The organism is Streptosporangium amethystogenes subsp. fukuiense (assembly GCF_042665875.1).
Lineage (GTDB): Bacteria > Actinomycetota > Actinomycetes > Streptosporangiales > Streptosporangiaceae > Streptosporangium > Streptosporangium fukuiense.
This window is the reverse complement of the sequence record NZ_JBHTEE010000001.1, coordinates 6,922,667-6,934,958: the sequence shown is the minus strand read 5'-3', so window position 1 is coordinate 6,934,958 and position 12,292 is coordinate 6,922,667. Positions and strand designations below refer to the sequence as shown.

The 12,292-nt window shown below is 70.2% G+C and carries 12 protein-coding genes; 4 read left to right on the top strand and 8 right to left on the bottom strand.

Annotated features, from left to right (window positions below):
* Positions 1-21 precede the first annotated feature (21 nt).
* The gene (locus tag ACFQVD_RS30455; RefSeq protein WP_343961289.1) at positions 22-807 is read left to right on the top strand and encodes an ABC transporter permease; all 786 of its coding nucleotides are present in this window, start codon (positions 22-24) and stop codon (positions 805-807) included.
* A 377-nt stretch (positions 808-1,184) separates the two neighbouring features.
* The gene (locus ACFQVD_RS30450; RefSeq protein WP_343961291.1) at positions 1,185-1,994 is read left to right on the top strand and encodes an IclR family transcriptional regulator domain-containing protein; all 810 of its coding nucleotides are present in this window, start codon (positions 1,185-1,187) and stop codon (positions 1,992-1,994) included.
* Positions 1,995-2,004: 10 nt separating this feature from the next.
* On the opposite strand, the gene ACFQVD_RS30445 is transcribed toward ACFQVD_RS30450, so the two are convergent.
* Genes ACFQVD_RS30445 through ACFQVD_RS30425 form a run of 5 tightly spaced genes read right to left on the bottom strand, consistent with a single transcriptional unit; the run spans position 2,005 to position 6,185 of the window.
* On the bottom strand, positions 2,005-2,958 hold the full coding sequence (locus ACFQVD_RS30445; protein WP_343961293.1) for a quinone oxidoreductase family protein: 954 nt from the start codon (positions 2,956-2,958) through the stop codon (positions 2,005-2,007).
* Between the two features lie 4 nt (positions 2,959-2,962).
* The gene (locus ACFQVD_RS30440) at positions 2,963-3,325 is read right to left on the bottom strand and encodes a hypothetical protein (protein ID WP_343961295.1); all 363 of its coding nucleotides are present in this window, start codon (positions 3,323-3,325) and stop codon (positions 2,963-2,965) included.
* Positions 3,322-4,185 (bottom strand): DODA-type extradiol aromatic ring-opening family dioxygenase, encoded by an 864-nt coding sequence (locus ACFQVD_RS30435; protein ID WP_343961297.1) that lies wholly within the window; start codon positions 4,183-4,185, stop codon positions 3,322-3,324. The genes ACFQVD_RS30440 and ACFQVD_RS30435 overlap by 4 nt, the downstream gene beginning before the upstream one ends.
* Before the next feature lie 22 nt (positions 4,186-4,207).
* Positions 4,208-5,032: a citryl-CoA lyase gene (locus ACFQVD_RS30430; protein ID WP_343961299.1), complete on the bottom strand. Its 825-nt coding sequence runs from the start codon at positions 5,030-5,032 to the stop codon at positions 4,208-4,210.
* Positions 5,025-6,185 carry a CaiB/BaiF CoA transferase family protein gene (locus ACFQVD_RS30425; protein WP_343961301.1) on the bottom strand — a complete coding sequence of 387 codons (1,161 nt, stop codon included), beginning with the start codon at positions 6,183-6,185 and terminating at the stop codon, positions 5,025-5,027. The genes ACFQVD_RS30430 and ACFQVD_RS30425 overlap by 8 nt, the downstream gene beginning before the upstream one ends.
* Positions 6,186-6,399: 214 nt before the next feature.
* On the opposite strand from ACFQVD_RS30425, the gene ACFQVD_RS30420 reads away from it, so the two are divergent.
* A complete protein-coding gene (locus tag ACFQVD_RS30420; RefSeq protein WP_343961303.1) occupies positions 6,400-7,860 on the top strand; it encodes an amidohydrolase family protein in 1,461 nt (486 codons plus the stop codon).
* A gap of 57 nt (positions 7,861-7,917) precedes the next feature.
* Here ACFQVD_RS30420 and ACFQVD_RS30415 read toward each other — a convergent pair whose 3' ends face one another.
* From ACFQVD_RS30415 to ACFQVD_RS30405, 3 genes are all read right to left on the bottom strand, one after another.
* A complete protein-coding gene (locus ACFQVD_RS30415; protein ID WP_343961305.1) occupies positions 7,918-8,667 on the bottom strand; it encodes a TetR/AcrR family transcriptional regulator in 750 nt (249 codons plus the stop codon).
* On the bottom strand, positions 8,667-9,959 hold the full coding sequence (locus ACFQVD_RS30410; protein ID WP_343961307.1) for a cytochrome P450: 1,293 nt from the start codon (positions 9,957-9,959) through the stop codon (positions 8,667-8,669). Before ACFQVD_RS30410 ends, ACFQVD_RS30415 begins: the two co-directional genes overlap by 1 nt.
* A 226-nt stretch (positions 9,960-10,185) precedes the next feature.
* Entirely contained in the window at positions 10,186-10,851 is a 666-nt protein-coding gene (locus tag ACFQVD_RS30405; RefSeq protein WP_343961309.1) for an AIM24 family protein, read from the bottom strand.
* Between the two features lie 147 nt (positions 10,852-10,998).
* On the opposite strand from ACFQVD_RS30405, the gene ACFQVD_RS30400 reads away from it, so the two are divergent.
* On the top strand, positions 10,999-12,024 hold the full coding sequence (locus ACFQVD_RS30400) for an aldo/keto reductase (RefSeq protein WP_364157116.1): 1,026 nt from the start codon (positions 10,999-11,001) through the stop codon (positions 12,022-12,024).
* The last annotated feature ends 268 nt before the right edge of the window (positions 12,025-12,292 follow it).

The window sequence follows — 12,292 nt, the reverse complement described above, 5'->3', positions numbered from 1 at the left end:
CCTCTCGAAAGGATCGCGCCCATGACCACCATCGCCGTGCACGGCGGCGTCCGCAACGCCGTGAGCGACTCCATGACCATGATCGGCCGTAGCATCCGGCTCAGCCGCCGCAACGCCGACACGCTGGTCATGTCGATCGTCCTGCCGCTGCTGTTGATGTCGCTGTTCGTCTACGTCTTCGGCGGGGCCATCGACACCGGCACCCGGTACATCAACTACGTGGTGCCCGGCACCCTCCTGCTGTGCGTCGGCTACGGTGCCGCGTCCACCGCGATGTCCGTCGCGGACGACATGACCAGCGGCATGATCGACCGACTGCGCTCGTTGCCGATCCGCAGCTCCGCCGTCCTCACCGGTCACGTCGTCGCCAGCGTCGCCCGGAACCTGCTGTCCACCACCGTCGTCATCGGCGCGGCCGTCGCGATGGGCTTCCGTCCTGACGCGACGGTCACCGACTGGGTGCTGGCGGCCGGTCTGCTCCTGCTCTACGTGCTCGCGCTGTCCTGGCTGGCGGCCGGGCTCGGCGTGATCGCGAAGTCCGTGGAGTCGGCCAGCACGCTGAGCTTCCTCATGCTGTTCCTGCCCTACCTCAGCAGCGCGTTCGTGCCGACGGACACCATGCCGTCGTTCCTGCAGGCGGTGAGCGAGAACCAGCCGATCACCCCGGTGATCGAGACCGTCCGGGGGCTGCTGACCGGGACCCCGATCGGCGACACCGGCCAGATCGCACTCGCCTGGTGTGTCGGCCTGCTGACCTGCTCGTTCGCCTTCGCCGCCTGGCTGTTCCGCCGCCGTTCCCACGGCTGAGAAAGCGCCGCGCGCCGGCCATGCCGAAGTGACGCTCGCCTCGTCGCTGGTGAGCGGCCCGATCGCGATGTCCGACCTGCTCACCAGCGACCTCGTCATCAAGGACAACGCGGGCCAGGACATCCCGAACCGCTGAGCGCCTCGTGGCCGGGCCGGAGCATGGCTGCTTGTCCGCCCAGCGATCGGAGACGGGTCGCCGTATCGACCGTCGGTCGGAGCGGAGCCGCGACACGACATGGCGACACCTCCATCGTGCCGCGCCACGTGGACATATAAACTGGGCGGCGAATATGTCACACACTTGAGCAACCTGTCCGGATGCCGGTCCTCCGTAGCGGGGTCCGCCCTGTACCAACCCTGGCGTGAGGAGTCGGTGAATGCCGAGGGAAGGCGTAGGACCGGATTTCATCGAGGCACTGGCCCGGGGGCTGGAGGTCGTCACCGCCTTCCAGCCCCACCGGCCGGTGATGTCGCTGACCCAGGTGGCCACGGCGACCGGTCTGGCCCGGCCGACCACCCGGCGCATCCTGCTCACCCTCCAGGAGCTGGGCTACGTGCGTTCGTGCGAGGGCGGGTTCGCGCTGACCCCGAGGGTGCTGGATCTGGGCGTGGCCTACGTGCGCTCGATGGGGTTGTGGGACGTCGCCCGTCCGCATCTGGAAAGGCTCGTCGCCCGTACCGGCGAGTCGTGTTCGATCGCCCAGCTCGATGGCTCCGACATCGTCTACGTGGCCCGGGTCGCGGTGCCCAAGATCGTGGGCTTGGCCGTGCAGATCGGTACCCGGTTCCCGGCTCAGGCGACCTCGCTGGGCAAGGTCTGTCTGGCCGCGCTGTCTCCCGAGGAGGTGGACCGGGTGCTGGCCGAGCCGTCCCGCTCCGGGATCGAACCGCGGCGGCGGCTCAGCCGCGAGGAACTGGACGCCGAGCTGCGCGAGGTCCGCGCACGCGGCTGGGCGCTCACCGACGAACAGCTCGCACCCGGCATCCGTTCGGTCGCCACGTCGCTGCGTGACGGGTCCGGGCGCGTGATCGCCGGGATCAACGTCAACAGCCACGCCGCGGAGACCTCTCTGCAGCGGCTGCTGGAGGAGCACCTGCCGCCGCTGCTCCAGACCGCCGGTGAGATCAGCGCGGACTTCGCCCGGCTGGAGACGGTGCCTCAGGTGACCCGGACGACCGCGTCCTGACCGGCCGTACTCAGGGGATGAGGACGATCCGGCCGGTCGCGGTGCCCTCGTGCTGGCGCCGCCACGCCTCCCCGGCGGCTGACAGCGGCATGCTCTCGTGGGCGACGGACAGGTTGCCGAGCAGGGACTGTTCGGCGATCAGCGTGAGCGAGGCGGCGCGCCGCTCCGGGCTCAGCTCGTTGTTGGTGTAGCCGAGCAGGCGCAGTGATCTGCCACGGAGGGTGGCCGAGTCGATCGGACAGGTCTCGCCCGCCGAACCGCCGAGGTTGACCAGCCTGCCGCCGGGGCGCAGGGTGTGTGCGGCGGCCGCGGCCGGTACGCCGAACAGCGGGTCGAGCACGAGGTCGACCGGCCCGTCGATGACGGCGGCGAAGCGCGCCGCCAGTTCGGCGACGTCTTCGGTGTCGAGCGCGACGACGGCGTCGGCGCCGGCCTGCTCGGCCCGGTCCCGGGCGGCGGCGGACCGCGCACCCGCGACGATCCTGCGGGCACCGGCGATGCGGGCGAGCTGGACGGCCGCCTGACCGACCACGCCACCGGCGCCGAGCACCAGCACCTGTTCCCCGGCGGCCAGTTCACCGCGCCAGGTCAGCGCCAGGTGCGCGGCGACGGCCGACAGCCCCAGCGCGGCGATCGCCACCGGATCGACTCCGGCGGGAAGCCTGACCACGTCGTCCACCGGCACGCGGGCGACCTCGGCCATGCTCCCGTCCCCCGGTGCCATCCCCGCCGAGGTCGCGAACCACACCGGCTCGCCCTCGGCGGTCCCGACCCCCTGCACACCCGGCACGTACGGGGTCCGCGGCCTCCCGAAGTAGGACGTGCCGCTCGCGCACAGCAGGTCCAGCGGGGTGACGGGGGCGGCCATGACCTTGATCAGCGTTTCGCCCGGGACGGCCACGGGCGCGTCCCGCGTGGTCGGCACCGGTGGGCGGCCGGGTTCGTGGATCTCTGTCGCACGCATGGGCTCAGGTGGCGATGTCGGGATAGGGAAGCGCGAAGTGCGCCAGGCGTTCGGCGTACTCACGCTGGAAACCGAGCGGCTCGTCGTAGTCGCGTTCGAACATCGCGATGAAGAGGGTGAGGGTCAGGAACGGGTGCGCCCCGAGCTCGAACAGCTTCGGATAGTCGTGCTCGGCGAGCGCGGCGCGTTCGATGTCGTCGAAGCGCAACCAGGTGCTCGACTCGCCGTCGAAGCAGTTGAGGATGCGGTTGGCCTGCTCTCCCTCCCACCACTCCACGGTGCCCGAGGGGTCCTCGCGGTAGCGTTCGACGAGTTCGGGGTCGCGGTCGACGGTGTAGAGGAACTTGTTCAGCAGATACTTGCTCACTGGCCGGCTCCGTTCGGGTACCAGGTGAAGTAGGCCTCCATGGTGTGGAACAGGTCGTAGGTGTCGACGTAGTCGGCCTTTTTGCCCTCGCCCGCGACGCCCATCATCAGCATGAAGTCCATGAAGCCGTGGGTGGCGTTGCCCGGGGCGTGCAGGCTGTCCAGAGTCACCTCCGACAGGCAGCCCTCAAGGTCGCCGGAGGAGATCCACTCCACGGCGCGCCGGTCGAACTCCGGGTCGGGGCCGTGCGGGCCGAACTGCCGGGGCCCGCCCAGTTCCAGCGACAGGTGCCCGGTGCCGATGACCGCGACCCTCATGTCCTGCGGCCAGGACTCCACCAGCTCCCGGATCGTCTTCCCGAGCTGCACGAAGCGCTTGGGCCGCGGCAGCGGCGGGGCGAAGATGTTGGTGTAGACCGGCACGATCGGCAGGTCGTTCTGCGGGCGCAGCGTGATGATCGGGCAGGTGATCGAGTGGTCGATCCGCAGCTCGTTGGAGAACGCCAGGTCGAATCCCGCGTCCATGCCCTCGCGCAACAGGTAGGCCGACAGGTCCTCCTGACCCTTGAGCAGCATGCGCGGCAGCCCGAACTCGCGTTGCTCGTTGTGGAAGTTGGCGTCGTAGAACGGCGCCTTGCCGATGAGGAACTGCGGCATGTTGTCCAGCCACAGCTGGTGGAAGTGGTCCGAGCCCACCATCACCAGCACGTCGGGGCGCGCCCTGGTCAGGGTCTCGCGGAACGCCTCGACCTTGCGTACCCACTCGTCGGCGAACTCCGGACGGTCCGCACCCGTCGCGGTGCTCGCCCGGTAGTAGAACGGGTGGTGCGTGGACGCGACCACCGCGACCAGTTCGGCCATCGGATCTCCCTGTCAGGCAAGGTCAGAGGTGCTCTTCGGATGTGTACGGCACGGGCTCGACGGGCCGGTTGTTGAGGTCCACCGAGAGGAAGATGTCATTGCCGACCGGATTGCGTAGTTCCTCGGCGAGTTGCCCGATCAGCCCGGCGGTCCTGGCGAGCAGGGCGAACCCGCGCAGCAGCTCCAGTGGCAGGCCCAGGTCGGCCAGCGCGGCGCCGCACACCCCGGCCCCGTTCAGCGGCAGCGTCCGGCCCAGCACCTGCGGATGCGTCCGGCCGATCGCGGCGAACAACGACAGGTGCGGCCCGAACAGCCCCTCCTCGCCTGCGATCTCCATCAACCGGGGGGTGCGCGGGTCGCCCTCCTTGTGGACGTGGTGGCCCAGCCCGGGAACGAACCTGCCGGCCTCGCGTCGCGCCCGGACGGTCTTCAGGGCGAGGGCGTCCCAGCCGTCGTCGTCCTCCGGCAGGCCGCCGTCCACCGAGGTCAGCACGTCGTGCAGGAAGCGGCCGGTGTCCTCGGTGACCCCCAGGAACCTCGACCCGCCGCCCAGCAGGCCCGCCGCGAGCGCGCCCTGCACCGAGTCGGGCGCCGACAGGTAGGTCAGGCGGGTGACGATCGCGGTCGGGGTGAAGCCGTGATCGGCCAGTGCGGCCAGGACGGCCTCGAACACCCGCACCTCGCCGCGCCCGGGTCGTCGCTGGGTCGCCAGCCAGAACGCCAGCTCGCCGAACCCGACCTCGCCCATGACATCCGCCGCCAGGTCGTGGCCGAGCAGAGTGATCGTCCTGAGGCTGGCGGCGCCGAGCGCGGTCGGGTACTCGGGGCGGTCGATCCGCTCAGCCACGGTCATCCTCCTCCGTGAGCCATGCGCGCAGCTCGACGCCGTGCTCGTCCGGTTCCGGCGGCGGCAGCCGGTACCCGGCGGGGGTGCGCGAGAACCTGATCGGATGCCGCGTCGTCGGCACCGCCCGATCGCCCTCACCCACCTCCACGATCGGATCCAGCCCGAAGCGCTCGGCCATCGCGAACCCGCCGTCGACGGTGTTGATCGGACCGCTGGGCACACCGGCCTTCACCAGCAGCTCGAACCATTCGACCGCGCCCCGCTCGGCCAGTCGCCCGGTCAGGATCGGACGCAGCTCGTCACGGCGTTCGGTGCGGTCGGCGTTGTGCGCGAACCGCGGATCGTCGGCCACCTCCGGGATGCCCAGGACCTCGCACAGCCTGCGGAACTGTCCGTCGTTGGCGGCGGCGACGATCAGGTCGTTGTCGGCGGTCGGCAGCGGTTCGTACGGGAACACGCTCGGGTGCGCGTTGCCCATCCGGTAGGGCACCGTCCCGCCGGCCACGTAGGCGGAGCTGTGGTTGACCAGCCCGGTCAGCGCCGACGACAGCAGGTTCACCTCGACGTGCTGTCCCTGGCCGGTCGTGTCCCGATGGAGCAGCGCCGCGAGGATGCCGATCACGACGTGGTTGCCGGCCATCACGTCGAACACCGAGATCCCCGCGCGGTAGGGCGGCCCGTCCGGGTCACCGGTCAGGCTCATCAGGCCGGAGATGGCCTGCACCATCAGGTCGTACCCCGGTACGTCGCGTCCCTGCCCCGACCCGAAGCCGCTGATCGAGCCGTAGACCACGCCCGGGTTGGCCGCGCGGACGCTGTCGTAGTCGAGGCCGTACTTGGCCAGCCCGCCGGGCTTGAAGTTCTCCACCACCACGTCCGCCCTGCGGGCCAGCTCGCGGGCCAGCCCGGCGTCGGTCTCGTCGCGCAGGTCCAGCGTGATCGAACGTTTGCCGCGGTTGACGCCCAGGTAGTAGGTCGACACGTCGCCACGAACCGGCGGCGTCCACGACCGTGTCTCGTCGCCCCCCGGGCCCTCGACCTTCACCACCTGGGCGCCCAGGTCGGCCAGCAACATGGTGGCGTACGGCCCGGCCAGCACTCGGGAGAAGTCGGCGACCAGCACCCCCGACAGTGGCCCGTCGGCGATTTCCACTGATACCCAACTCCTTCGTCGGTCCGTCCAATGGACACATGTCCGACATAGAGATTCTGGCAAAGCTCCGGTGTTCGTCAAGGGCATTGCACGTGAAAAAGGACGATTGACAGCCACAGTGCGAGGCGCGACAGTACGAGGAAATATGTTGACCGGAGTACGGACATGCGTCCGGCAACCCGATCTGATCCGCGCGCGGTAAGGAGTTCTGGTGATGAGCGAACGGATTCGGTTCGAGCCCGGCCGGCCGACGGTGCTGCGCGGCGGCACGGTGCTGCCGATGGACGACGGGCGCCGGGTGCTCACCGACACCGACGTCCTGGTCGTCGGTGACCGGATCGCGGCCGTCGGGCCCGGGTTGCCCGTGCCGGACGGCACCGCCGAGATCGACGCGACCGACGGCATCGTGATGCCCGGAATGATCGACACCCACCGGCACATGTGGCAGACCGCGATGCGTGGTTACGGCGCCGACTGGACCCTGACGCAGTACTTCGTCTGGTACTACCTGGAACACGGCAGGCTCTTCCGGCCCGAGGACGTCCACGCCGGTAACGTGCTGGCCGCCATCGAGGCCATCGACGCCGGCGTCACGACCGTCGTCGACTGGTCACACGGTCTCCAGACGGTCGACCACGCCGACGCCGCCGTGGACGCGCTGCGGTCGGTGCCCGGCCGGTTCGTGCTGGCCTACGGCAACATCCAGCGGGCACCCGCCGAATGGAGCGCCGCACCGGAATTCCGCGACTTCGTCCGACGGCGGATCACCGGGGACGACATGCTCGGCTTCCAGCTCGCCTTCGACGTCACCGGCGACCCGTCCTTCCCCGAGAAGCCCGCTTTCGAGGTCGCCCGTGAGCTCGGCGTCGGGGTCACCACCCACGCCGGCGTGTGGGGTGCCACCGGCGACGACGGCATCCGGCTCATGCACGACCACGGTTTCATGACCGCCGAGACGGTGTACGTCCACGCCGCCTCGCTGTCCGCGGACTCCTACCACCGCATCGCGGCCACCGGCGGCTCCATCTCGGTCTCCACCGAGAGCGAGCAGAGCGCGGGCCAGGGCTATCCGCCCACCTGGGCCGTCCGGGCTCACGGCATCCCGGTGTCGCTGTCGATGGACACCAGCGTCTGGTGGAGCGGCGACCTCTTCTCCGCCATGCGCACCACGCTCGGCGCCGACCGCTCACGCGAGCACATGGAGGCCCACGCCAAGGGCGACACCGTCACGCACTGCGGGCTGCGCGCCGAGCAGGTCGTCGACTGGGCCACCCGTGGCGGTGCGCGTGCCCTCGGCCGTGACGGCGAACTCGGCACCCTGGAGGCAGGCCGCAAGGCCGACATCGTCCTCATCAAGAACGAGCGTTCACCGGTCTCGTTCCCGCTGCTCAATCCCTACGGCCACATCGCGTTCCAGGCCCAGCGGGGCGACGTGCACACCGTCCTGGTCAACGGCCGCGTCGTCAAGCACGAGCACCGCCTGCTCGGCGTCGACCTGGCCGCCGCCCGCCGACAGGTCGAGCAGACCGTCGAGTACCTGCGGACGACGATGGGAGAGGAGACGTGGCAGCAGGGGATGAATCCCGACGTCCCCGAGACCACCCTCCTCGACAACCCCTACACCTACACCGACTACCACAGCGACTCGACCCACACCCGCCGGGAGTCCGAGTAGCGCCGGGGCCTTTGGAGATCGCGCGGGTCGCCCCTATCGCGATGTCGCGGGGTCGCCTTACCCGTTCGCCGTGCCGGGGCGGTCCAGCCCGGCGCCGAATTCGGCGATCGCCATGTCGAACCGCTGCCCCAACACGTCCGTGGGGGGTGTCCGGTCCGGGCCCGCGGCCGGTTCGAGCCACTGGTCGGTGACGACGCGCAGCGCCGCCAGGAGGGCGGCCGCGCACACCGCCGGGTAGACGGAGCCCGCCGCCCGGCCGTCGACCCGGCCGTCGACCCGGTCGGAGGCCGAGGGCGCCGCGGGCGGATCGCGGTGGAGACCGACGCGTTCGGCGATGGCCTCGGCCAGGGCCTTCTCCTGGGCGGCGAGCACGGCCATCTGCCGGGGTACCAGTGACGGCGCCTTGCGGATCAGCCGCAGTGCCTCGATGTGGTCACGGCTCAGCGTGTCGCTCCGGTCCATGATGACGAGCACCGCCTCGCGGAACGCCTGCAGGACCGATTCCGTCCGCGGCCGGTTCCGGAACTCGGTGACGAGCGCCTCCGCGGCGGCCGCGGTGGAGGCCATCACGGCTTCTTCCTTGCTGGAGAAGTAGTTGAAGAAGGTCCGCAGCGCGATGTCGGCCTCTTCGGTGATCTGCTCGACGGTGACGTTCTCGACTCCGTGGCGTACGGACAGGCGCAGTGCCGCCTGGCGTAGCGCGGCCCGGGTGGCCTGCTTCTTCCGTTCGCGGCGCCCGGTGACCGGCGCTGAGGCGTCGGCCTTGGCGGTGCGGGTGTTCACCGCGGCCGATGCGGGGTGGGACATCAGGACCAGGCCACCGGTAGCGAGTGCACTCCGAAGATGAGCATTTCGTTGCGCAGCGGCACCTTGTCGGCGGGTACGGCGAGGCGCAGGTCCGGCAGGCGGGTGAACAGCTCGCCGAGCCCGATCCGCATCTCGACGCGGGCCAGTTGCTGACCCAGGCACTGGTGGACGCCGTGTCCGAAGGCCAGATGCGGGGTGCGGGGGCGCTGAAGGTCGAGCCGGTCGGGTTCGGGCCAGTACCGAGGGTCCCGGTTGGTCTCGGGCGTCGCGATCACGACCGTGGCGCCGGCGGGGATGTCCACTTCGCCCAGGGTGACGGGCTCGGTCGTGACCCGGCTGACACCGAGCTGGATGATGGTCAGGAAGCGCAGCAGTTCCTCGACCGTGTTGTCGATCAAGGTGGGGTCGGCGCGCAGCGCGGCGAGCTGCTCGGGGTGCTCCAGCAGTGCGAACGTGCCCAGGCCCAGCATGTTGGCGGTGGTCTCGTGACCGGCGCCGAGCAGAACGAGGGCCATGTCGACGAGCTGGGCGTCGGTCAGCGGCGGGTCCGCGTCGTGGACGAGCCCGGAGAGCATGTCGTCGGCGGGCCTGGCGCGCTTGTCGGCCACCAGGCGCTGGATGAACGCGTAAAGCTCGGCGCCGGCCTGGGCTCGTTCCTCCTTGCCGGTACCGGTGTTCAACGCGATGGCGGTGCGTTCCTGGAACTCCGCCCGGTCGGCGTAATCGACGCCGAGCATCTCGCAGATGACCAGCGAGGGGAGCGGCAGTGCGAACGCCGGCACGAGGTCGGCCTCGGTGCCCGCCGCCTTCATCGCCTCGATGTGCTCGACGGCGATCTCGGTGATCCGCGCCTCCAGCGCCCGCATCCGCCGCACGGTGAACTGGCCCGTCAGCAGCCGCCGCAACCGGGTGTGCTCCGGCGGATCCATGAAGACGAAGAGCCCGTCTTCGCGGCTCTCGACGCTCGGCGGCGGTTCGTAGGTCTCCTTGGCCGCCATCTCGGCCACCTCGTGCGGTTGCAGCTGCGTGGCCTCGCGATGGCGGACCCGGTCGGCGCTGAAGCGCGCGTCGGCCAGCACGGTGCGGGCCTCGTCGAAGCCGGTCACCAGCCAGGCCTGCGCGCCGTTGAGCAGCCGCAGCGGCTGGACAGCGCCCTGACCGCGCCGTTGCCGCAGGCCGGGTGGCGGATCGAACGGGCAGCGCCCCCGCTCCACCATGTCCGCGGGCAGGACCCGGCGCATCGCCGTGGGGGCGGCGCCCGGCGACTCCTCCCTGGAGTTGGCATTGCTCATCAGCACGTCCTGTTCCCGGGCGGGCGATCGGCCGCCCGTGCGGTAGGGGCCGGCCCAGGCTACTGGAAAACATGCACGGTGCGTATTAATGCCTGTCATGCATACTCGTGGGTGGAAAGCGCGACGAGCTGGAGCGACCGCGGCCGGGCAGAACGGAGAGCGCCGCCGGCCCATCCGCCGCGGGTACGGCACCGGTCGCCGACGGCCCCGGACAGGTCAAGGGCGTCTACTGTGCCGGCACCACCGGCGGGCCCTCGCTCGCCTGGACGAGGACGAATCCCTGGCCCTGGAAGGCGAGCTGCATGGCCTCGCCACTGCCACGGCCGATCAGCGCGCCGACCTTCATCGTTCGGTTGACGCCCACATGCAGGCCGGCACTCCAGCAGACCGCGGACTGGCCGTCGGCGAAGGTCGGCATCTGGGAGGTGTCGAGGAGCACCGGCGTGCCGTGCGCGGTGACCGCGACCCAGCCGGTGCCCTTGATCGTCATGTTGAACAGGCCGCCCGCGGCGATCCCCGCGCCCTGCACGCGCTGGATGTCCCAGGTGAGCTGGGGGTCGAAGGCCAGCAGGTTGCGGCCGTTGACGGTGAGGGCTTCGTTCTCCAGGTAGAACAGGTGGATGTCGTCGGCGTTGTCGGCCAGGAACAGCAGGCCCTGCCCTCTGACGCGCATCAACGGGGCGCCCTCGCCGGTCACCATCTTCTTGAACAGTTTCCCGACCCCGCCCGACCCCTCGTAGTCGAAGTCCATCTGGCCCTGGAAGGCGACCATCGACCCCTGCCTGGCGAGCACCTCGTGCGGTAGCCGGACGCGAAGCATCTTGGAGTTCTGCAGGGCGAAGTTGGCGGGAACCTGCTGGGAGTCCAGGTTCCCGAAGAGTGCGCTGCGCATGAGACTCCTTTTGATGAAGGTGGTCGACATGGGTAGTGACGAACGGGGACAGGATTCTGGTTCCTGGGAGCCCTGCGATGCTGGTGGTCGCGGGCGTCACGTCGCCCCGGGGGAGGTTCCTTCGTATCGGCTATGAGAGGGCGAACAATGCGCACCACGACGCTCGGTCCCGACGGTCCCGAGGTTGGCGTTCTGGGTCTGGGCTGCATGGGGATGAGTTTCAGCTACGACCTGGCGACCCCGCGGGACGAGGCCACGCTGATCTCGGTGATCCACCAGGCGCTCGATGCGGGCATGACGCTGCTCGACACCGCGGACGTGTACGGGCCGTTCACCAACGAGGAGCTGCTCGGCCGGGCGCTGGCGGGCGGGCATCGGGAGCGCGCGGTGCTGGCCACCAAGGTCGGCACACTCACCCGGGACTCCGAGGGCAACCCCGTTCAGGGCCTGGACGGCCGCCCGGAGCACGTCCGAAGGTCGATCGATGAGAGCCTGAGCCGGCTCGGCACCGATCATGTGGACCTCTACCAGCTGCACCGGGTGGATCCCGAGGTGCCGATCGAGGAGACCTGGGGAGCGCTGGCGGAGACCGTGGCAGCGGGCAAGGCGCGCCACATCGGCCTGTCCGAGGTGACGGTGGAGCAGATCGAGCGGGCACGGTCGGTGCACCCGGTGACCTCGGTGCAGTCCGAGCTGTCGTTGTGGACCCGGGACTGGATGACCGAGGTACTGCCCTACTGCACCGAGCAGGGCATCGCCTTCCTGCCCTACTCGCCCCTGGGCAAGGGCTTCCTCACCGGGCGGTTCTCCTCGTTCGACGACCTGCCCGTGGAGGATTTCCGGCGGAGACTACCGCGCTTCCAGCAGGAGGCGCTGCGCGCCAACCTGGACATCGCGGTCCGGGTGCGTCGGATCGCCGAGCGCGTCGGCGCCACCCCGGCCCAGGTGGCGCTCGCCTGGGTGATGGCCCAGGGGCAGTACGTCGTTCCCATCCCGGGGACCAAGACCCCGAAGTACCTCGCGGAGAACGCCGGAGCGGCGGAGGTCGAGCTGAGCCCGGCGGATCTGGCCGAACTCGATGCCCTGCCCGCGCCGCGGGGTGACCGCTACGGGGCAGCGGACCCGGCCCGTCAGCCGTCGTGGAAGGACTGGTCGGCCGCCTCTCGCGGGTGATCTCCACGCGGCCCTTCCCGTCACCTGGTCTTCCCCCGATCGATGCCATGGTCTCTCCTCGCCGCTGGAAGCCTGATCGTTCGCGGCTCGCTCCCCGGGCGGTCAGGTCGAGGCGGTCCGGGGTTCCCCGGTGCGGGTCCCTACCGGGCTCTCCATCGGGGCTGTGGAACAAGGTCCTTGTCCCCCGTGCGAGCTACCCGCGAATGTCCACCGCGCGGTGACGATTCCAAACCGTCGGATCCATAGCGTTCTCGACGTAGCCGCGGCG